This window comes from Cloacibacterium sp. TD35, assembly GCF_028864635.1.
Taxonomy (GTDB): domain Bacteria; phylum Bacteroidota; class Bacteroidia; order Flavobacteriales; family Weeksellaceae; genus Cloacibacterium.
Map to the genome: position 1 here is coordinate 126,191 of NZ_CP104850.1, position 22,160 is coordinate 148,350.

The 22,160-nt window shown below is 31.2% G+C and carries 16 protein-coding genes; all 16 read right to left on the reverse strand.

The window, feature by feature from the left end:
* Positions 1–83 precede the first annotated feature (83 nt).
* The 16 genes from N7277_RS00510 to N7277_RS00585 all read right to left on the reverse strand — a co-directional run bounded on the left by N7277_RS00510 (position 84) and on the right by N7277_RS00585 (position 22,142).
* Positions 84–4,856: a GEVED domain-containing protein gene (locus N7277_RS00510; RefSeq protein WP_274779842.1), complete on the reverse strand. Its 4,773-nt coding sequence runs from the start codon at positions 4,854–4,856 to the stop codon at positions 84–86.
* Positions 4,857–4,986: 130 nt separating this feature from the next.
* Positions 4,987–6,945, reverse strand: a complete 1,959-nt coding sequence (locus N7277_RS00515; protein WP_274779843.1) for a M1 family aminopeptidase — start codon at positions 6,943–6,945, stop codon at positions 4,987–4,989.
* A 152-nt stretch (positions 6,946–7,097) separates the two neighbouring features.
* Positions 7,098–8,264 (reverse strand): glycosyltransferase family 4 protein, encoded by a 1,167-nt coding sequence (locus N7277_RS00520; protein ID WP_274779844.1) that lies wholly within the window; start codon positions 8,262–8,264, stop codon positions 7,098–7,100.
* Positions 8,265–8,357: 93 nt separating this feature from the next.
* Positions 8,358–9,257 (reverse strand): glycosyltransferase family A protein, encoded by a 900-nt coding sequence (locus tag N7277_RS00525; RefSeq protein ID WP_274779845.1) that lies wholly within the window; start codon positions 9,255–9,257, stop codon positions 8,358–8,360.
* Positions 9,258–9,371: 114 nt separating this feature from the next.
* Positions 9,372–10,517 (reverse strand): glycosyltransferase family 1 protein, encoded by a 1,146-nt coding sequence (locus tag N7277_RS00530; protein WP_274779846.1) that lies wholly within the window; start codon positions 10,515–10,517, stop codon positions 9,372–9,374.
* Positions 10,514–11,599: a glycosyltransferase gene (locus tag N7277_RS00535; RefSeq protein WP_274779847.1), complete on the reverse strand. Its 1,086-nt coding sequence runs from the start codon at positions 11,597–11,599 to the stop codon at positions 10,514–10,516. The genes N7277_RS00530 and N7277_RS00535 overlap by 4 nt, the downstream gene beginning before the upstream one ends.
* Before the next feature lie 4 nt (positions 11,600–11,603).
* On the reverse strand, positions 11,604–12,698 hold the full coding sequence (locus tag N7277_RS00540; RefSeq protein WP_274779848.1) for an EpsG family protein: 1,095 nt from the start codon (positions 12,696–12,698) through the stop codon (positions 11,604–11,606).
* A complete protein-coding gene (locus tag N7277_RS00545) occupies positions 12,698–13,255 on the reverse strand; it encodes a serine acetyltransferase (protein ID WP_274779849.1) in 558 nt (185 codons plus the stop codon). Before N7277_RS00545 ends, N7277_RS00540 begins: the two co-directional genes overlap by 1 nt.
* Before the next feature lie 135 nt (positions 13,256–13,390).
* Positions 13,391–14,371 carry a glycosyltransferase family 2 protein gene (locus tag N7277_RS00550; protein ID WP_274779850.1) on the reverse strand — a complete coding sequence of 327 codons (981 nt, stop codon included), beginning with the start codon at positions 14,369–14,371 and terminating at the stop codon, positions 13,391–13,393.
* A 10-nt stretch (positions 14,372–14,381) separates the two neighbouring features.
* The gene (locus tag N7277_RS00555; RefSeq protein ID WP_274779851.1) at positions 14,382–15,488 is read right to left on the reverse strand and encodes a glycosyltransferase; all 1,107 of its coding nucleotides are present in this window, start codon (positions 15,486–15,488) and stop codon (positions 14,382–14,384) included.
* Positions 15,489–15,591: 103 nt separating this feature from the next.
* On the reverse strand, positions 15,592–16,485 hold the full coding sequence (locus tag N7277_RS00560; protein ID WP_274779852.1) for a glycosyltransferase family 2 protein: 894 nt from the start codon (positions 16,483–16,485) through the stop codon (positions 15,592–15,594).
* Positions 16,486–16,546: 61 nt separating this feature from the next.
* Positions 16,547–17,671: a hypothetical protein gene (locus tag N7277_RS00565; protein ID WP_274779853.1), complete on the reverse strand. Its 1,125-nt coding sequence runs from the start codon at positions 17,669–17,671 to the stop codon at positions 16,547–16,549.
* A complete protein-coding gene (locus N7277_RS00570; protein ID WP_274779854.1) occupies positions 17,668–18,627 on the reverse strand; it encodes a glycosyltransferase in 960 nt (319 codons plus the stop codon). The genes N7277_RS00565 and N7277_RS00570 overlap by 4 nt, the downstream gene beginning before the upstream one ends.
* 39 nt (positions 18,628–18,666) lie before the next feature.
* The gene (locus tag N7277_RS00575; RefSeq protein ID WP_274779855.1) at positions 18,667–20,253 is read right to left on the reverse strand and encodes a hypothetical protein; all 1,587 of its coding nucleotides are present in this window, start codon (positions 20,251–20,253) and stop codon (positions 18,667–18,669) included.
* Between the two features lie 28 nt (positions 20,254–20,281).
* Positions 20,282–21,133: a glycosyltransferase family 2 protein gene (locus N7277_RS00580; protein WP_274779856.1), complete on the reverse strand. Its 852-nt coding sequence runs from the start codon at positions 21,131–21,133 to the stop codon at positions 20,282–20,284.
* A 7-nt stretch (positions 21,134–21,140) separates the two neighbouring features.
* The gene (locus tag N7277_RS00585; RefSeq protein WP_274779857.1) at positions 21,141–22,142 is read right to left on the reverse strand and encodes a glycosyltransferase family 2 protein; all 1,002 of its coding nucleotides are present in this window, start codon (positions 22,140–22,142) and stop codon (positions 21,141–21,143) included.
* Positions 22,143–22,160: the final 18 nt, after the last annotated feature.

The window sequence follows — 22,160 nt, forward strand, 5'->3', positions numbered from 1 at the left end:
TTATTGACAGTATGCCTTCTACAAATAAAAAATAATTACGTGACTGTATATTTATATTTTTTAATTCATTTTACTATGAACTCTTATTTAATAATTTTTTTTGTTATTATTTTTTCTGAAATTTTTATTTCTAAAACTGATACTCCTTTACTAAGCATATGCCCTTGTATAGTAAGTTTTTTCAGATTACTAGATTTAAAAGTTCTAAGCAGTTTTCCCGAAGCATCATAAACCTTCACACTTTCTATAATATCTCCTGCTTCTATTACAAAATCATCTGCATTCTTATATATAATTACTTCTTTTTTATTTACTTCAACTGTACTTAGTACTGAACCTGGCTTATATACAATTTGAAAACGAGTTCTATCATCTCCCGATTCTGCATAGAATTTATATGATTCATTTGAAAGACTGGCATAGATATTTTCCTTCTTGTCATATAGATAAATTTGTTGACCTGAAGCAAATACGCCTTCTACTTTTGACAAAGATATTTCATGAATTCCAGATTCGTAAAACTTGGCTCCTAATGAAACCTTGTCTTCAATACTTAATGGATAATTTCTTCCTTCAATTACTAACTTTTCATTATCTAATATTGTATAAAATGAATCTGCTCCTTCTACCATTATTGGTGCATCATAATTTACATCAAAACCATCTGTAGAGCCTTGTACGTATCCAATTAATATTGGGCTTACAAAGTTCAAAGGTGTTTTCAGTTCTATCCAAAAACGATCTTTTGTGACTTGTGCTGCTCTAAATGTATTGAAGAACGCTCCTTGATTTGATTTATCTCTAGTATTATTATAAAAATAAATAGTTCCTGGCGTATGAGCTCTTATGACAAACCCCTGACCTGGTTTAATAATATTATTTGGAGTAACCGCTGGTGGTCTTGATGGATCAAATCCATAAGGTGCAGCAACTCCTCCTACTCCTGTATATACAGCATAATTATTTATATAACCTACTTTAGGATACTCATTTCCTTGCATTTCAGGATTAAAATTGGTATTGGTCCAGAAATAAGCAATTTTATTAATATTACCCTGATTAAGAGTGAAAAATGTCTCAAAATTAACATTTGAAGGATATGGATTCGAAATAAGATTATACCCTAAACCGTTTTTCATTACTTGAATTGGTATACCTCCATTATTAGGCACTCCCACAAAAACTCCTTCAAAGTTTACTTTGTCTGTAGTGTAATCATTAGGTGCTCTTATCGCATATCCTTTACCTGGAACAAAATTATATGTAGATGTGTTTTCTAATGAAGTGGTACTATATACCCCTGTAGGATAAATATTTCTAACAAATATCCCATCAAAGTAATTAGTAGTTTCATTGTAAACATAAAATCTGCTGGTTAAAGTATTCGGTGAAAAATTCCTTAGATTTTGTCCATTAACAGGGGGTCCCCAGTAGGTATAATCTAACCTTTTCATATTACTTATTCTTTTCACCGTAACATTTCCTATATTGACTGCAGCATCATTATTCTGCTTTAGGTTAGCGTCTGAGTCTACAACTACATCTCCGGCAAGGCTTTCATTTTTAATATAATTCTGAATTTCCAAACTTGATTTAGGTTTTACCAAAAGTTTTCCACCAGATTTTACAATTACGCTTCTAGCTAAGCCGTGTGTCCCGTTTGTATTTGTTGGGAGCTCTACTGGAGTTCTTATGATTACACATTTCTTGATATCCGGAACATTAGAAGGTTTCCACTTGTCTCCTTGGTTCCAATCTATCATTCCCGGCTCTCTCCATACTTTTGTATCATTATAAACCACTGTAGTTCCCACTGCTGGGCAACCACTAAGAAAAGTTGCACTCGCTTGAATCGTCCAAAAAGGTTTTTCGAATTCATCTAAAGGTGGTTTCACACAAACCTCTCTGGCTAATGTATTTCCAAGAGGTGTGGTACAGGTTTTATCATACAATACTACATTATCCGCTCCAGACCAGTCAAAGTCTCTATCTAGTGGAATATTACCATGCAGTTTAATATTGTCTAATGTTGCTACACTTTCATAATACCCTGAACTAAAGCCTCTAGAATACAGAGAAAAACGGATAAGTAAATTACTAGATCTAGGAACTCCTGAAGCATCTAAATCTATTGATACTTTATTCCAAAACAAAGGATTTCCTGTATTCAAGACATAGGTTTTAAAAGACACCCAATTAGTTCCATCTATTGAGTATTCAACTTTAAAATAACCATCAGTTTCTATTAATGCAATCGAAAAATAGTAAAGGTCAAAATCTAATTTTATTTGATTCGGCAAAAATAAAGTAGTATCATAAGTAGAAGTTGTAACCAAATGTCTTAAAACATTCTTATTAATCCTTTCGGCTCCATCAGAATTCATAATAGCAAAGTTACCTCCAAAATAACCAGATGAAACGGATGAAGCAATAGCTTCATGAGGAGGATTAGTTTGCGCATAAGGACTTGCTTTAACTGTCCAATTATAAGAATAAGGAGTAGTATTTGTCCCAAGATAAGTATCTGCTACAACATTATAAAATGCACCAAGCCCAGCATCAAATTTTTCATCCAATAAAGTAACCTCTCTATTATCTCCCCAAACAGAAAGCAATAGATAAGGATCATCTTCACCACAAATTGTCTCAGGAGTTGGTGTGAAAGTAACTTGAGGTATAGGGTCAATTCTTGCTAGAATAGGATATCTAAAAGGTGTTTCTTTACCATTTGTATCTACTACACTCACATAGAATGTTGTAGTTGCAGACAAATTAGGAGCATAGTTAGCTCCTGTGAATAATAAGTTACCTCCATATTTTGCATCATACCATTTAAAATCAACTGCATTAGCATCACTTCCATATACAATCATAGGAACTACGCCTACATCACATCTACTAAATTCACTTGGTTTTGATGTATCAAGTTTAGCATTATTATCTTCAACTACAGAGAATACATAATCTTCTACCTCTCCATAAGAAGTACTTAATCCACATGAACTAGTAGTTTTGACAGACATTACAGCAATACGAATTCTATAATCCCCTAAAGCCTGATTTGCCGGAATAATAAAACCAAAGGTTACCGAACCTGTGCTATAATTCTGTAAAGAATAAACCACTTCTGAACTGCTAAAAGTACCATCTCTATTCCAATCTACCCATGCCATCCAATATCCCCAACCAACAGTACTACCAGATGAAACGGTACCTGTACAAATTGACTCTACATTTACTACTGAGCCCCGAACCTGTTGTGCTTTTGGAGTAAGTCCAGTAAAATCTTGATACACTCCATTGGTTCCTGATTGTGTAGAAACATTGGCTGTAAGAAAATCATCATTTAAAACTCCAATATATTTAAAACTTTTTATATACAATTTACCTGTATTGGATGTATTAAAAGTAGGGGTACAATATGTTAATGTAGTTGTATACGAAACACTACTCGAATAATAGGTGCTTCCTGAACTAACACAAGTTATTTTCCTTCTATAATAATAGGTGGTAGAAGTGCTTTCAGAAGTAATACTAGCTGTAGGAGAGGTAGCTCCTGCTATTGTAGACCAATTGAAATTGTCTGGAGATTTTTCCCATTGATAAGTATAGGCTACCGTATTATTACTGCTACCTGATACAGATGCGGTAAATACTGAAGTTGGATTTCCTGATGTAGGACTTACAGAGGCTGTTCCTCCACTTGAAACACTACAAGTAGGTTCTGAAACCACCACTATATAATCTTCGGCCTGACCATAGAGAGTAGCTGCGCAAGGATCTGTAATCGCCCCTCTATTTTTTATTACCCTCATAGTAGTATTACCTGCCAACGCTGTAGCAGGAACAGCTATGCTCCCAGTAACTGAACCAGAAGATACATTAGTAATGGTGCCAATATCATAAATTTCATTAGCATTATTACCAAAAACTCCGTTTTGATCCCAATCTATATAAACTCTGAAATTATTAGTGTTGTTTCCATTTGTATTTCCTGATAATGAAATGGAATAGGAATCTCCTTTTAATACACTTGATGATGCACAAAAATATTCATTAGAAGGCGATCCATTAATTGTACCCGATGTGGTATTATTTATACCTGCAAAAGTTACATTGGTAATAGGTTCAACGTCTGTGGTAAAAGATTTAGCACAGTATTTAGTTGTATAAGTAATCTTTATCTGGCCATTACCGCCTGAACCTCCTAATCTTTTTGTAGGATTATTTACAAAAGCGCCTCCGCCTCCGCCTCCAGGCAAACTTCCTGCTAATCCATCACCTCCACTAGCAACACCTCCATTTCCTCCATTTCCTCCATTTCCTCCATTTCCTCCATTTCCTGCGAATGTTGCAGACCCATCCCCTCCATTTGCTCCTAAAACTATCACTGTTCCTACCGAACCTGCCTGAATCATTCCTCCTAAAACATTTCCTCCATTAGGAGCTTGTCCCCCTAAACCTCCTTTTGCTAAAAGTGTTGAAAACGAGGAATCTCCTCCTGAGGCTCCAGCTGTAGCAGCACCTATTCCACCAGCTCCCACTACATAATTAAAACTTGCTCCAGGTGTAACCGTTAATGTAGAACTTACGTAAGTGCCTCCTGCTCCACCGCCACCTCCTTTTACGTTATTAACAGAACTTCCACCGCCAGCTCCGCCACCGCCCCAAAGTTCTACTGTAATAGAAGTAACATCACATGGTACTGTAAAGGTTCCTGCCCCAGTTGCAGTTATGGTTTGTGTTACTGGTGTTTGTGCAAAAAAGAAATGAGATATAAAGAAAAACAAAATATAAAGATACTTCTCATTCTTTCGATAAAAGAAAGTTAATAAGGAGTCTATATTTATTTTCATATTACTATTTTATTATATTATTTAATTAAACGAAAGTTTAATTTGTATTATTTTTTCACGATCAAAAAAAATAATTTATATCATTATTTTTTCTTAAAGAATATTTGTCATATTTCTTTATGACCTCTTGCTATTTTTTAATCCACCTATACTGATGTGACTCAATTTCAATCATATAGCTTCCTACAGGTAATGCAGCAATATTAATACCATTATTTGCATTTACTACTCCTGACTGCCATAATTTCCCATCTAAATTATAAATTTTATATGGTTTTTTCTCTTTATTTCCTAAAAATTTAATCTCATAACTAGCTGGGTTTGGATAAAGTTTCAATGGCTGAATTTTATCTGAACTCACGGTAGAGAGAAAAGAGGTATTATTATTTACCGTAGATCCTTTAGTTAAAATTTGATTTTCTTCATTAAAAGTTATGGAGCTAACAGTAAAACTAACTGGCACTGCAAAAATCTGACCATTCACATTGTGATCTAATACAACATCCATAACATCCCCAGAAGCGCTTTTTATTTTTATAGGAAGTAGCATTTCAAAAAATTCTGGAGCAGACGCTATGCTTTTCGTTTGTAGAACTTGAAACACTACTGTTTTATCTGGGTTTTGTTTCCAATTGATATTATAAATTGGGTAGCCTTCTCCGAAATACCAGTCATTAAAAAATTCTGTAAAATCTTTTCCAGTAGAAGTTTCAAAAGAAGATTTAAAATCCATTCCAGACGCATATCCATAAGCATAATTGGTAGAGTATTCTCTCAATGCTTGATAAAAAGCATCTTCTCCTACCATCCATTTTAGCATTCTGAGCAAATATGAACCTTTATCATAAGAAAGTCTGCCACTGAAAAGTATACCTAATGATTCTAAATTGGCATCAGAAACAAAAACACTTCCTCCGGGAGCACTTGTGATATTATTTATAATTCCCTGTAAATAACTTGTAAATGCCGTCTTATTTCCTGCATTGGTTATTTTTTCATTGTACAGATGTTCTGCAAATCTTGCAAACCCTTCATTTATCCATACACCATTCCATGTTTTACAAGTTGTTTTGTCACCAAACCATTGATGGGCTAATTCATGTGCTGTGGTACTTAAACTTGTCCACACTCCCATAGAAGACATGGTAGGATGTTCCATTCCACCAGAGAAATCAAACTCCATGTGGCCATATTTTTCGTCTCGATAAGGATATGGGCCGAAGTAAGTCTCAAAGTGTTCCATCATTGGCTTGGTTGCATTGATGGCATTAAGATTAGTAGTCGTAGCATTAGAAGGATATACATAATTTAAAAATGGAAAAGGAGGATTCCCTATGGTATCTGTATATTTGTTATAATTGGTAACCCCTATTGCTATTAAGTATGCAGGAATAGGATAATTGGTTTGCCAAATTGTTTTTAATTGAGTCCCAGAAATCGCTGTTTCTGAAATTAATTTACCATTAGCCGCTACAAAAATCCCCGAAGGGGTAGTGACCTCTATTCTTACTTTTTCTATTTTATCATTAAGACTTTGTTTGGTTGGGAACCAATCTCTTGCGCCGTATGGCTCTGAAAGAGTGTAAATTACATATGGCTTACTGCCACTATTATCTTGCCTTGCCCTGGTATAAGAGGGAATAATGTTTTCGTTTACGGGAGTTCCAGAATAAGAAACGGAAATTGAGTCTAATACGTTTTCATTCAATTGAGTAGGGAAATCAATTTTAAGTTCATTGGTGGTTAGTTGAGAAAATGGAATATTCGCTCCTTTGTAATTAACCTCAGAAACCGTAAGTGCATCATTTAAATCAAAATAAATACTACTTATTTTCTGATTGGGAACAAAATGAGAAGTAACAGTTCCTGTAATTTTCCCTGTGGCAGAAGGATCTAAAGAGAGTTCTAGTCTCTGATACCTTAAATCATAATTTAATGTATTAGGGTTTACGTTCCTCCCAGAAACCATCATTTTTTGGTATCTAGCCAGTTCACTTTTAGTATGGGCATCTAAAGCGGTGTCTTTTGGCTGCTGCCCAGTAAGCCAAAGACCTGCTAATGAGAGCATTAGCATGTAGAGATTTTTCATATAACTTTTTAATTAGCAATCAAATATAAAATTTTTTAGTGCTTACACACTCATCGTTTGTATTTTTTTTATATGTTGCAAGAATTATTCTCTATAATCCTCTCATTACTAATTTTTTATTGAATCAAAAAAATATTTATTTTTTCATTGGCTCAATTTTTATTTTCTTTCAAAATTTTTTCATATTCTTTTTTGAGCTCTGCCCAAACTATTTCTTTATTAAAGAGTTCTACCACTATTTTACGAGCATTTTTTTGTAAGCTCTCTACCAATTGAGGTCTTTCTAGCATCATCTGCATGGCTTCTTGCAGTTTTAGCGTATTCTTACGTGGGACCAATATTCCATTCATATGATGAGTAATAATTTCATTACAACCCGATATGTCTGAAACTATACATGGTAATCCCATAGCACCCGCCTGCAAAACCACATTTGGAAAACCTTCGCGATAACTTGGCAAAACTAAAACATTACTTATTGCAAAGTATGGTCTCACGTCTTCCTGAAAACCTACTGAAATTATATTTGCATGATTATGAATGTTGCGAAATATATTTCTCTTGTGTAAGTGATTCACCTTTTCTTTTGACCCTACTAATATAAGTTTTATTTTTTTATTGTTTTTATTTTCCTTTTCAAATGCTTTTACCAGTTCTCGCAAACCTTTATCTATAACCAATCTTCCTACGAAAATAAAAACAAAATCGTCTTTATAAATATGGAGTTCTTCTCTCAACAGGTCTTTTGTCTCCTGTGAAATAACTTTAGGACAATAATAGTCCACATCTACTCCGTTTACATTACCGTTTGCTATAACCTTAAGTGGTTTATTGGTAATCTTATAGTTTATCAAATCTGCCTTTACCCCTTTTCCCTCTGGATATAAATGTGTAGCACATCCGCATAAAATTTTGTCCATAATGATGAGTGTACTTTTCATGTACCCACTTTTATGGGGAAATATCAACCCTGTAAATGTATGCATTCTTATTGGAACTCCTGCCAATTTCCCAGCCAACATAGAAAGTAAACCCGCTTTGGGAGTAATCGAATGTATGATGTCTGGTTTTTCTTTTTTAAAATACCAATACAATTTCCACAGTGATTTAAGGTCTTGTCTTAGAGAAATAGGTCTGTGCATCTCTATTTCATGAACCTTTACTCCTTCTCTATCTGCTACCGTTTCTAAATCATCTCCCGCTCCAGAAATAGCAGTAACCTCAAAATGCTCATTCAGAAATCTTAATTGGCCCCTTAGTAAGAGGTTAAGTGACATAGGCACTGTAGAGATTCTGAAAAGTTTTGGTTTATTTTGCATGGTGAAATTTCGTCATTCTAAATATAATATTTATTACCTATTTCATGAATTCTCTATGTCTTATTCATAGTCATTCTTTGAGTATAAAATATTCTATCTGTGGTATAATCCTCCCTGTTTTTTATTTTTATACATAGTGTAAAGGTATAAAACAAAACCCAATGGAATCATGGCTATCGTGAGAAATTTTCTTGGAGATTCTGCAATAAAGCGCCCATTTCTGGATTTAAAACTATGAGAAACATAGTGTATTGCGTCTAACAGTCTTTTTTTTCTAGACTTAGAAAGCAGCATTCCTTGTTTTCGGATGAAGGCAAATCCCTTTGGATTTTTATAATACTGTCTCCACATGTTGTTCGATGAACCTTCTGGTTGGTAATCTATCAGACACACCACTTCATTCAGCGTTGCCAATTCATAATCTTGGTCTGCCAACAAATATTTATACCCTAATCCGACGTATTTTTCTCCTTCAAAAATGGGATATTTAGGATATTTATTCATTATTTCTGTACGGTAAATCAGTTTTTTATCACCACTCCCACCGTTCAAATAAAAATCTTCCAGCGTAGTAGATTCCGTAGAAAACACCGTTCCGATGAGTTGGCCATCAAAATAAGCATCCAATGCGATGATTCCGCTGTATTTATTTTGTTTTTCGCCAAGAGCATTCCATTTTTCTAGAATCACTTCTACTGCATTTTCGGGCATTTTATCATCATCATCCACACAGGTATTCAACACGGTTTTGCAATTTTCATAAGCCGTATTGTGCGCGCCATGCATTCCCTGATTTTCTTGTTTGATATACTGAATTTCCAACACCTTATCGTCTATAAATCCTTTTACCACCTCATCTGTATGGTCTGTAGAACCATCGTTGATAATCATCCACACAAAATCTTGGTTGGTCTGCGCTTTCAAAGATTCATACAATCTCTGAAGCAAAGATGCTCGGTTAAAGGTGGGGGTGAAAATGGTGAGGGGTTTCATGGGGAAGGTTATGAGTGATGAGTGATGAGTGATGAGGTTATATGTCAATGGTGAATGGTGAATTTTTAATGTGAATTTTTAATTATTAATGGTGAATTACTATTGTGAATGGTTTTATTGATTTTCATTTGGATGAGATAAAGGTGGGACTTTTTTATATTGTTGGATGAGTTCTTTGTATTTTTTTTCTAGTTTTTGGGCGTTTTCTTTGATGTCATAGCCTTTTTGTTTTATGATATCAGAAACATCTTTTCTTTCAAAATTATGGATTTCTGCAATTTTTTCCGCCCATTGTTGAGCAGAATTTTTCAAAGGAATGACGGTTACATTTTCAGGAATCAGAATAGACTCTTGTGGAACACCATCAGAAATCACACATTTTATCCCCGTAGCTTGTGCTTCAACCAAAGACACTGGCAATCCTTCGAATAGTGATGGAAACAAGAAAATATCCATCGCCTGTAATATTTCTGGAATATCATCTCTTAGTCCTAGCAATTGTACTTTATCTTCTAATTTTAAATCTTTAATTTTTGAAATAATTTGTTGATTAAGCTCACCATCACCCACCAGAAATAACTTATAATTAGGATTTATTTTAATTACTTCAGCAAAAATTTCTAAAAGAAAGATATGATTTTTTTGTATATTAAATCTCCCCACATTTACTAGATTGATAGATTTCTCTGAATACAATTCTTTACGTTTTTCGTTTCTTATTTCTAGATTGTATATAAATTTATCAACATCTATTGCATTATGCATTACTTCAAATTTTCTTTTCCCAAACATCCATTTTCCAGCTTCCAATCCACAAGCAAATAATTCTGTTGCAACTAAAGGAATTTTTTTATTTAGATATTTACCTAATAAAACTTTCTTTTTACTATCACTAAGAGCACTTATATGGCTATGAATAATTCTTACTTTATTTCCATATTTTTTAGCATATTTTAATGGATAATATCCAAACGAATTATTGTGAACATGAACAATATCAAATGGATTTTTTTTAAAAAAATCATCTAATTCTTTTTTATATTTAATAAAATTTTTAATTGAAAATGACAGAGAAGATACTCTGTGAATATGAGCACCTCCTTCCAATAATTCTTGTTCATAATGTCCTTGATTACGATGCACTAAAAAATGAAACTCAAATTGAGATTTCTCCATGTTTCTAAAATAATTCATCAGCATGGTTTCTAAGCCTCCCTTATCAAGCACTGTAAGAACATATAAAATTTTTATTTTCTTCATTTGCTTGTTATTCTTTTATAAATATCTATATATTGATTAGTCATTTTACTGATACTAAATTCTTTCGAAAGCAGTAAACATTTATTCACTGTCTCTTTATACCATTCTTCTTGCTCATTTAGTTCTAAAATTAATTTAGCAAGTTGCTCAGCGTTGCCCTTTTCAAAAAGAAGTCCATAATTTTTGATAAAATTTAGACCAGAAACATTAGATGCAATGAAAGGTTTACCTGCCGCTAACCCTTCTAACGCTGACAGCGAAAAACCTTCAAAATGAGAACTTAAAACATTATAGTCTACCATTTTCATAATATTAAAAATATCTTGTCTATTTCCTATAAACGCAACTCTTCCCTCTAAATTTTCTTTATTTACTAGCTCTTTATAATGAGACCATGTAGACCCTTCTCCCGCAAGAATTAGTTTAAAGTTATAGGGTAAAAATTTAAATGCCGCTATCATGGTATCGTGATCTTTTTGAGGTTCAAATCTTGCAGACATAAGAAGTAGTTTATCTTCCTTCATATATCCCCATTTATCTCTATCATATGGTAACGCATCATTAATCTTTTGTAGATTTATGCCGTTTTCAATTACTGAAAGTTTATGATTTTGTATTTTAAGATTTTTTTTCACAAATGCCTTAACATCTTCTGTAAGGCAAACCACCATTTCAAACTGTGAATAAATAAATTTTTCTACATAACGAAAAAGTTTATTTTTAGCTCTTCTATTTTGAGAATTATGTTCTGTAAAAACGACAGGAGTTTTGGACTTACTGAAAATTTTTGCAAATGCAACAAAATATGATGCAGGAAATATGTGTACATGTACTAAATCATATTGTAAAAAATAAGGAATCAATTTTTTAATATTTCTATAGTTCCATCTATTTCCAATAGTTAGAGCATGTATAGTACAAACCTTGCTTTTTTTAAGTTCCTTATAAAAATCAGTTTCTTGCCCATCTAATAAAAGAACATCGGATTGGATTCCTTTATTATTGAGTTCAAGAACAAAATCTACAACAAACCTTGCTCCTCCACCCGTTGGTAAACTATCTATGACTTGTAAAATCTTCATAAAATTAACCTTTCAAAAACATAAAATACGTAAACAGATAATAGGCAAGAAAAATTCTGCCCACATTCTTATAGTGATCATCCCAAAACTTCACTTTCAACAAAGGGTAAGCAATTATAATTGCCATAAGAAACCAAGAAAGGTAAGCAAAACGATTAGAAAAATTAGCTCTAATCACTAAAATCCAAAAAGCATTGGCTATCATATATGTTCCCCAAAGATGGGTGTAAAATTCATCTTTAAATCCCCTTCTGATGATATAATAATACCCTGCAAAAACAGCAAAAGCACTATACACTACAAAATCCCACCTAAAGCCTGTATTACTCATTTGATCTTGGTACTCTTTGTTTTGGGTAAGATATTGGTTTACACGTTCGTCTCCTATCCCTAGAGAACCAAAAAAAGATTCCCAAAAACCACTAGCTACTAGAGACAACGGGATGGCTGCTAACCAAATATAGAGATAAATTTTCGGATTTTTATACAACCCCGAAACCAGAAATGCAGCAATAGGTATCATTAATGAATTATGAAAACCATACGCAAAACCCATAATAGGGTACATTAGCCATTTTTGCTTTTGATAAAACAATAATGAAAAAATAAAAAGAGAAGTCGCCATACCGTTTCTTAATCCGTTGGTACCAAAAGACCAAAAAGAAAAAGAACCTATCATCATTAAAAAGGGTATGAACCAATAATCAGAAAAATATTTTTTTGCAAAAAGATAACAAGGCAGTATGTAAATCACATCAATTAATAAGAAATAGGTTCTTACGTCCATTAGCTCTGCACAGAGCTTGGTAAAATAACCAAAGAAGATTTCTCTTTTTATGGGAAGATTTGGGTCTAATTGCATTTTGGTAAATCCTCCCGCATAAGTACCCATATCACCAAATGCCCAAGAAATAGGACGAGTACCCATATACAACAATGTGAAAACAAGCAGAATATACCCCAAATTTTGTGTGGCTTTTACACTTTCTACTTGTTCTATAAAATATACCCTAGACTGCATAAACATATACAAGGTAACTATTAACAAAAGGTGATAATAGATGGCTGTATAATCAGATGCTGGGATAAAATCAAACATTATGAAGAAGTCATTTTTGCAGGATTTCCAACCATTACAGCGTTTTCTGGCACATCTTTGACCACCACAGCTCCCGCCCCGATTATTGCGTTTTTCCCAACAGTAATTCCTCCAATAACAATAGAATTAGCGTATAGCTTTACCCCATCTTCTATGATTGGCCTTTTTCCATTTTTTTCTCCTACTGTTACTAAGTGATTGACATATACATTTTCTCCAATTTTTTCGGCATTCAGAATCGTGGCATACGGGTGAGCCAATTGAAGACCTCCTCCGATTTTGGTATTGACATCAATAATAAATGAAGAGTTTCTTGGATAAAAAAACCTTAATATTTTTGAAACGATACCATTAGTTCTAAAGTAAAAAAGCGTTCTAAAATATTTGTTTGTTAGGAGTTCTTTTGATAAGGAATATATTTGATGTACCAAGGAAGGATTAAAATTTTTTTTTGCATAGATATCCTTAGCTATTACCTCTCTTTCTTTTGAAAAAATAAATAACAGCACATGAGGAAGAAATAGCAATTGTCCAAAAAAATACAAGACATCTCTCATGAATTAAATTAATTTTAAACCTTACATAATTATTTTTACAACTAATCGATAACAAAAATAAACATTCTTAAAATAATAAAACCTTAATGGTCTTACATATTAATGGACTACTCTATTTTTATTTCAAATTATAAATTAATTTATTGGAGTAGGAAGTTTCCATTTTTTATTTTTCCCCAAGGTCTTATCATAGATTAATCTAGATATTTTAAATAAACTTGAAAAATACAATAGAGAATATTTAAGGTAGATTGTTCTTATATCTAGAAATTTATCTTTGGATCTTTTCAGGCGTTTTTTCGTTTCTATCCCCAAGCTTGAATGGTGAGTTTCATCATCATATAATGCTCTGTATACAGAAATAAGTTTATTAAGATAAAATTGATTTCTAACATTATCTATGTTTAGACCCTGTAATTTTTCATATACAAGTTCCGTAACCTTTAACACACTTTCTTGTATTTTATAATTTGGTGTACTTCTAGAAGCTGAAAGAGGATTATAAATGTACTTGTATAGAGGAAGATCTTCAAATACTATTTTATTAGCATTTTTAAAAGCCTCAACATTAAATAGTAAATCTTCATTAAATTTTATTGTAGTATCAAATTTAATATTTTTAATCACCTCTCTTCTATAAAGCTTTGTACAAGAAGAAGGTTCAAACAAATCTGCCTTTAACAAAGAAACCAAAGTTTCTTTTTGAGACTGTATATAGATTTTACCACTACCATTAAATACTCTTGATAAATTTTCACCTACTAACTCAAAACCACAATGAGAAATATCTGCATTATGTTTTACCATATTTAACAGCAATGTTTCATACATTTCTGGATTTACTTCATCATCGCTGTCAATAAATCCTATATAATCACCCTTCGCTATTTCTAAACCAACATTTCTGGTATCTGAAACCCCTGTATTTTCTTTATGAATTACTATTATACGAGAATCTTTTTTTTCTAAGCCTTCTATTATTTGTTTTGTATTATCTGTGGAGCCATCATTCATTATAATTATTTCTAAATTCTTATATGTCTGATGAAGTACACTATTTATACATTTCTCTATATCTTTTTCCGCATTGTATGCTGGAATAATTATACTAATCATTTCTATTATTTTATAAAGACTCTAGTAGATTTTCAACTTCTCTCACCGTATTCTCTTTAGAAAAAAAACTACCTCTTTCTATTGCCCGTTTTTTATACAGTAATCGTTTTTCAGGGTTCGAAATCATTTCTTTAAGTCCTTCATAGAGTCCTTCTTTGGAATTTTCAGTTACTATTCCATATTCATTGTTTTCACCCAAAAGTTCTGCTGCACCAGAAACATTGGTGCTTACTACTGGCAAACCTAAAACCAAAGCCTCTGTAACGGCCGTACTAAAACCTTCTCTTCTAGAAGAGCATACATAGAGATCACACTTGCTTATATATTTATAAGGATTTTTATCAAATCCTAAAAACAAAAAGGAATCTGAAATATGTAATGCTTTTACTCTTTTTTTTAGAATACTCATGTCTTCTCCTATTCCCAGAATATGTGTTTTTATTCTGTAGCCTTCCTGCGTGAGTTTTTTATGCACTTCAATCAGCCGGTCGAATCCTTTTGTTTTTGTTACTTTAGCTACTGAAATAAGGTTAATATAACTGTCATCAAAATTAATTTCAGCTGGTTCTTTTCCCATTTCCTGAATGAACTCTGTTTCATTGGTATTGTATAGTACTTTAAATGGTAAATCATCTAAAACTAATTCTCTAAAATTTTCAATTACTTTCTTTGAAACACCAATAATATAATTAAATCCTGCATAGTATTTTCTTGCTTCTTTTATATTTATAAAGCCAATATATTTATGTTGTTCATTTAACTCAATATGTATCCAAGCCAATTTTTTAGTCTCTGATTCTTTGCATCCCGAAACAATTCTGGTAGCAGGGCCTTCTAAATAAGAAATTGCCACATCATAATGTTCTTTTATAAACCAGCGGTATAAAAATTCAGGAGAAAAGAGATTAAAAAAATAAGTATTGGCTCTGAAAATTTTCTTGAATTTATATTGGTATTTTACATCTTTATTCAAAAACTCTTTATTGACTCCAACATCAAAAATTGAAAAAAGGGTAACCTCATATTTAGACTTGTCTAAATTATTAACCAGATTTATCAATACTTTTTCCGCACCGCCATGTTTAAGATTGGGTATCAAAAAAATAACTTTTTTCATCTATAAAATTTCTGGATTTAATTTAAAATTATTAGGTCTCGTTTTTTTAGAGTTTTTATTACAAATATAAATAAATGTATGGGCTTACCGTACTTAAGATTATTTAATTCAATAATCGTTTACCTTTATAAAAAAAACATAAAATGTATATAAGCCCTATATTTACTCCTATATTTTCTGCAATTTCTTTATATGATAATTTATCTTTTAGTGAAAGGAAATAAGAATACACCATTTTAAGTTTTGCTAGAAAGCTATAGTCACAAAATTCTGCTTTTTCTTTTAGCCATAGGCCATATCCCTTAGGATTCTCTAGAAACAATTTGTTGCCTGTTAAGGTTAGCCCTCCTTCCAAAAATTTATAAATGTAAATAATATCATTATACACTCTCATTTTATAACCATCTTTTGCCATTCTGTTCCATGCTACAGCTTCGGTTATAAATTTTTCATTTGAAAATACTGGATATTTGTAATTTCTATGTATTTCAGTAAAAAAAACGTAGGCTCTTTCTCCGTCAATTGGCTTATCGGAGACTTCAGAATATCTTTCTAGTAGATTTACATCTCTAAAGAGAGCCTCAAAAATTGTATTATCTGTTATTTTATGATTTATCCCCATATTTCCAACAACGCCACAAAACATTTCTTTTTGAGGTAGAGTACTTGCCCAAGTCTCTACTTTTTTTAGCGCATCTTCTGTTAAATAGTCATCAGAATCTACTGTAAAAAATAATTCTCCTTGGGCTAAATCTAACCCGTAATTAATTGCGGTATGTTTTCCTCTATTTTTCTTTGTATAATAACGAATAGGAAAAGTATTACTTTCTTTTTGCCATTTATCAATAAGCAAATTTGTATGGTCTAAAGAGCCATCATCTATCACCAACCACTCAAAATCTGTAAACGTTTGTTTTTGTAGTGATTTATATAAGCGTTCTAATGTATGTGCTCTATTATAAGTGGGCGTAAATACAGTAATTTTATTATTAAACATAGTTTTTTCTCTATTCAATTATGATTTATTACCTTACATGTAGTTTCCATTTAAAGAAGAATTAAAAGATCAAACTAAAACAAAATGATACAATACTAAAAATACCGATTATTAATAATTTATGATCATAATTACTAATTTTTAGATTAATTTTCAAACTATTTACAACTCCAATTAAAAGAAAAATATAATAAAACATTAATAATCTGAAGTCAAGAACATCAATTTTAGTAGTAAATGCAGCAATGAAATTACAAACTATAAAAATTAATGATGATAATAAACAAAAGAATGTAAAAACATCAAAATTTTTATTTTTTTGTTTGAAGTAAAAATATATAAATAATAGATTTAATAAATATGATAAAACATATGGTACTAAAGTTATATAAAAGATTTCGTATTCAAGTTTTATTTTTACAGCAATTCTATGAAGTGAAAATGATAAGGGATCAATTACTAATGGCACATTTACCAAAGAATGAAAAAGGAATGATAGATAATTAAAGTTAATCCCCCCCCCTCTTACACCAGTTAAATTTCCAGTGTGATAAAAGTTAAACATGAGATATCCTAAGAAAATTGAAAGTGATATTATTGCTGATAATAAATAGTTTTTTGAAAAAATAATATTTCTTTTCCTAATCAGCAATGCAAATAAAAAGCAAGAAAATAATATAAAAACCGAATTATATTTTATAAAAAGCATTGCTAATAATAAAAGAGTATTATAAAATAAAAATTTGTTTTCATTAATTCTACCTTTCAAAAAGTTGTAATTGTAATAACAATATAATATTATAAAAACTAATAGAATATTTTCAGACCATGCCATTGGGTAGATATTTTGAAGAGCTGAAAAAGTCATCATCACCCAGACCTCTTTCCAAAAAAAATTTTTTATTCTTACAAAACTTAAAATAAAAATTACAGAAAAGAGATTGATAATTTTAAAAGTTAAATCATAGTTTTTTGTAAAAAACTCAACAAACCATAATATTATTGGTAAAAATAATGGAAATACACTATCCTTGATATTTGGTAAGTCTTTGGACAACCTGATATAATTATATGAATCTGGAGTATAATAATTTAAATATTTCCAAGATAAAAACATATTAGTAATTATTCCTAAAGGAATAATATTAAAAATTTTATCTATCCATTTATTTTTAAACCAAATCATTTTAAAATTTTAATCCTTATTTTAGAACACTGCTCTGGAAATACTAGAAAGAATTTCAACCACAACTGTTCTTTTATTTTCCATTCAGAAATATATTCTGATAAAGCATATTTTTTGACTTTTGCAACAATATTTTTTCGATGGTTAAAATCTACATCAACATTCGGATTTTTTGTTATCAACTGGTAGTTGTATAAAGCAGCATGCCAAAAAGATTGAACTGCTAAAGAGGTTAGTTTAGGGAATTTTTGTTTTACAAATTCTATTCTTTTTTCTCTAGCCTCTATTCCTGCAAGACGTTTAACCGAATATTTCTCTGCCATTATGCTATCATTTTGTTGACGATAAAAGTATAATGCTTTATTTACTCTTACTATTTTTTTTGCTCTGGCAAATATCTGATAGGCCCAGAATTCATCTTCATGAATTTTACCTTTTTCAAAGAGTAAATTGTTTACCACATCGGATTTATATAGTTTATTCCATACCACCTGTCTTAAGTCTTCTTTCAATAAAAGTTCTAAGGCTTTTTCTGTTTCAAATTCTTCTACTTTATTATGCTCTATTGTTTTTTCCAAATCTTTTTCGTCTTGGAATTTAAGAAATCTGCATTCCACAATATCTGCATTGTACAAAATAGATGTTTCGATTAAATTCTGGTATAAGTCTAAAGCTACCTTATCATCACTATCTACAAAAGCTAAATAACCACCTGTTACTTTTTCATATCCTGCATTTCTCGCATCAGATAAACCTCCATTTGTTTTATGAATTACTTTTATTCTTTGATCTTTAGTGGCATATTCATCACAAATTTGGGGGCATGCATCAGTAGAACCGTCATTTACCAAAATAATTTCTAGATTTTGATACGTTTGATGGATTATGCTTTCTACACATGCAGACAAATATTTTTCTACATTATATACGGGGATAATAATGCTTATTTTGTTCATGGTCTAATTTTTATGATGAAATCATTATTTAAATAAACTTTATTCTATCTTATAAAATACATCAGGGGTAAAAGGAGCAAGTTGTTTATTTTCTTCTAATTTTTCTATTTTGTATTTTATATTTCTTTCTCTAAATTTAATATAATATTGTCTAAAGGCAAATGGATGAGATAAATCAAAAACAATGGTTTTAGTCCCCACAGCATTAACAAAATTATTTACAATTTCATTATCCTTTTGCAATTTAAGTGCGGTAATTCCTCCAGAGACTAAAACATTAGTCATAAGAAGCACTAAAGTGATTTGGGACAGTACCATAGCTTGTTTGTTTTTAAGAATAAGACCGGCAATAATAAAAACTAAGGGGATTAACCAAATCTGAGCTGATAATCTAGACCACCAGCTGGCAGGATTAATCATTATACTTAACAAAAAAGCCAGTAAAACAAAAACTATTATTTTCTTCTCTAATTTATTTGTTTTTAGAAACAGAAATGATGCAAGTAAAAGTGTTATTACTAAAACTCCACTAAATAAAAAACCAAAGCCTCCTAATCTGGTATCAAAATTAATAAACAATTCATCTTTACTAAATGTAAAAGGGATTTTTAGTGTATCCGGAAATGTTGCATTTTTAAAATCATTATTTGTTTTGGAAAATAGAGAAATAGCAGTTCTTTCAACTCTATTCTTATTCAATAGGAGTTTTGGGATATTTTGATTAATGATGTCTATTTTTTTATCTCCCGCAAATGGATGCAAAACATTATTCCCACTTAGGATATTCGTCATAAAAGGGTTTACATTACAGAAAAAACTCAAGACTAAAATGTAAAAAAATGGAGCTATCATTATTTTTTTTTGGTCAATGAAATGGTAAATAACTGCTATGATTACAAATACCATGAAGATTGGTATAGAAGAAAATTTTAATGAACAAAAAGTCACTGAACTTAAAACAAAAATGATTAGATACGGTAATTTCTTATTCGAAAAATAGGTAAGAAGAGATGCTAAAGAAACGAGTAAGGTAAGATACCAATTGCCATCTATGTAATAAGTAAAAACTTGTGTAAAGACTACAGGATTAAAAACCGCAACAAAACAAAGAAAGAAGCGATAGCTCTTTTTCAATTTTAGTGTATCTAAAAAAGACCAAAACACAAAAAATGCAATATAAACTAAGATGATATTCAGCAGTTTGCCCGCTTCTATTTTATTGGTAATCAAATAGATATTTGCTTGAATAATTTCATTTCCCTTTTGGTATAGATTTATCCAAACTCTGTATGAATTACTCTCTTCTAGAATAGGATTCCAACCATTTTTTAATAGATAAACAGCTTCTTGATGATACCCCTGTCCGTCCCAAGACGTATCAAAATAGTGAATCGCAGCAAAATAGCTTATTAATACGATAAATACCGACAAAAACATTGCTGCAAAAATCTCCAAGGTGTTTTTCAGTGTATACCTAAGAATAAACACACTGATTATAAAAGCAATAACAGTATTCCAAACATTTAAATCAAACCCTAATAAAAAAACTACATTAGAAACTACCAATGTTATTGAGAAAAAACTCAGTAAGAACAAAGAGGAATTAACAAATATTTTTTCTAGCATCTTTCAATAAAACTACAATATTATAAAACTAATTCTTCAAAAAGATTTTAAACAAACCTAATTTCCTTAAAGCCTTAAAGATAAAAGATTTATTGTATCCATCAATTTCTTTTTGCAGTGCAACCTCTCTTCTGCTTAGTAGGGCTTTCTCTGTAAAAAGATGTTCAATATTTACATTTCTTCTTTTTGCTGCATCAATAATGGTTACCCAAAACCAAAAATAAGCTTTGTCTTCATTTTGATTGGTAGAAATGCCATTATTATGAATTCTATATTTGTAAAATGATTTATCTAGCAAAATAGCAGGTCCAACTTCGTATAGAATAAATAACAAATCTCTATCTACGGCTCTTTGTAAATAACTGTTTATACCTTCAGTTTTGCTATAAAATTCTTTTTTAAATGAAAGGAAAGCAGAAACATTCCCTTCAAAGTCAAAAAAATAAGCATCTGAGTTTTCAATTATTTTAGATTTTCTTTCGTATTGAATATTCAAATATAGATCACAGAAGTATAGATTAGAGTATATTAAAGAAGCTTCTGGATGTTTCTCATGTTCGGCAACCATTAGTTCTAACGCTTCACTTGTAATGGCATCATCTGGGTCTAGGAATGCACAAAGCTCACCCGTTGCTAGTTCTGCACATTTTCTTTTGGTAAATCCGCAACCTTTGTTTTCTGGGTTTTCATATACTTTAAAACGAGTATCTTCTCCTATGATTTTTTTAATTATAGCAACGGAGTTATCGGTAGAAGCATCGTCTACTATAATAACTTCCCAATGGGAGTAGGTTTGCGCCATAATGCTGTTATAACAATCTTGGAAAAATTTGCCGTTATTATAATTGGCGATAAGTATTGAAAAAAGAGGATTTCCCATTTTTAAATTATTTTTGAAGCAGAAGAATTCTATAATAAATACTTCTTAAGATTCTTGCTTTATATTTTTTATTTATAAATAAATACAAATACCCTTTTACTAGAGCATAGAAAATATATGAAATTTCTTTGGTTTTTTTTATGTTTTCTAATAATGCCAGATTTTCTACGTAAGTACCATGATTCATGAAAAAGAAGTAATTGTTTTTAAAAAAAACGGCCAACTCTTTTTTATAAGGAGAATGCAGTAGCCTCTCAAAATAATAATTCAGTACCCTTAATCTGTCTCTATGAATATTCCCATTTTCTACATTTTTCTTCGTAGTGTTGTGTTCATGCCATCGCATATAATTAAGCGGTTGTGGCATATAAAGAATTTTACTATTTAGCGCAATCCCTATATATGCGAAACGGTCTCCTGTATTATTATAATAACTGAGTTCTTCTAAATTAATTGCTAAAAGTTGAGATTTTCTAAACAAAACACTACTCGCATTCTCTACTAGCATCTGAGCAACTAAAAATAAAGGTAAATTTTCTTTATCTATGATATTGTTAAAACTCGCCAGTTTTTCCCATCTATTTTCCTTGGCCTTCCAAGTATTATTAATGGTCTCTCCTTTTTCATTTACTGCTTGGCTTTTTGTAAAAACCATTCCAAATGAAGCATCATTTTGCAAAGCACTTAGCGTTTCTTGTAAAAAAAATTCTGAGGCATAATCATCACTTTCTGCAATCCAAATACAATCTCCTTGACACAGTTCTATTCCTTTTATCCATTGTTTAAAAACGCTGCCCGAATTTTGCTGATTGTAAATAATGTGGCTTACTTTAGGGTGTTTTCTGTACAGTTCTATAATTGTTTTGCTCTGATCTGTAGAACAATCATCTAAAATAATCAATTCAAAATCCTGATGCGTTTGATTCAACACAGACTCTATTCTTTGCTTTAGGTATAAAGCATGATTATAGTTGGGGATGATTACGGATACAGAGGGGCTGGGTTGCATATTAATAGACTATTTTTA

Bases quoted from the DNA above. Each gene is read 5' to 3' on its own strand.
- N7277_RS00575 (WP_274779855.1), bottom strand. From the start codon at position 20,253: ATGCTAGAAAAAATATTTGTTAATTCCTCTTTGTTCTTACTGAGTTTT.
- N7277_RS00555 (WP_274779851.1), bottom strand. From the start codon at position 15,488: ATGAAAAAAGTTATTTTTTTGATACCCAATCTTAAACATGGCGGTGCG.
- N7277_RS00520 (WP_274779844.1), bottom strand. From the start codon at position 8,264: ATGCAAAATAAACCAAAACTTTTCAGAATCTCTACAGTGCCTATGTCA.
- N7277_RS00530 (WP_274779846.1), bottom strand. From the start codon at position 10,517: ATGAAGAAAATAAAAATTTTATATGTTCTTACAGTGCTTGATAAGGGA.
- N7277_RS00570 (WP_274779854.1), bottom strand. From the start codon at position 18,627: ATGAACAAAATAAGCATTATTATCCCCGTATATAATGTAGAAAAATAT.
- N7277_RS00540 (WP_274779848.1), bottom strand. From the start codon at position 12,698: ATGTTTGATTTTATCCCAGCATCTGATTATACAGCCATCTATTATCAC.
- N7277_RS00510 (WP_274779842.1), bottom strand. From the start codon at position 4,856: ATGAAAATAAATATAGACTCCTTATTAACTTTCTTTTATCGAAAGAAT.
- N7277_RS00515 (WP_274779843.1), bottom strand. From the start codon at position 6,945: ATGAAAAATCTCTACATGCTAATGCTCTCATTAGCAGGTCTTTGGCTT.
- N7277_RS00550 (WP_274779850.1), bottom strand. From the start codon at position 14,371: ATGATTAGTATAATTATTCCAGCATACAATGCGGAAAAAGATATAGAG.
- N7277_RS00525 (WP_274779845.1), bottom strand. From the start codon at position 9,257: ATGAAACCCCTCACCATTTTCACCCCCACCTTTAACCGAGCATCTTTG.
- N7277_RS00565 (WP_274779853.1), bottom strand. From the start codon at position 17,671: ATGATTTGGTTTAAAAATAAATGGATAGATAAAATTTTTAATATTATT.
- N7277_RS00535 (WP_274779847.1), bottom strand. From the start codon at position 11,599: ATGAAGATTTTACAAGTCATAGATAGTTTACCAACGGGTGGAGGAGCA.
- N7277_RS00585 (WP_274779857.1), bottom strand. From the start codon at position 22,142: ATGCAACCCAGCCCCTCTGTATCCGTAATCATCCCCAACTATAATCAT.
- N7277_RS00580 (WP_274779856.1), bottom strand. From the start codon at position 21,133: ATGGGAAATCCTCTTTTTTCAATACTTATCGCCAATTATAATAACGGC.
- N7277_RS00545 (WP_274779849.1), bottom strand. From the start codon at position 13,255: ATGAGAGATGTCTTGTATTTTTTTGGACAATTGCTATTTCTTCCTCAT.
- N7277_RS00560 (WP_274779852.1), bottom strand. From the start codon at position 16,485: ATGTTTAATAATAAAATTACTGTATTTACGCCCACTTATAATAGAGCA.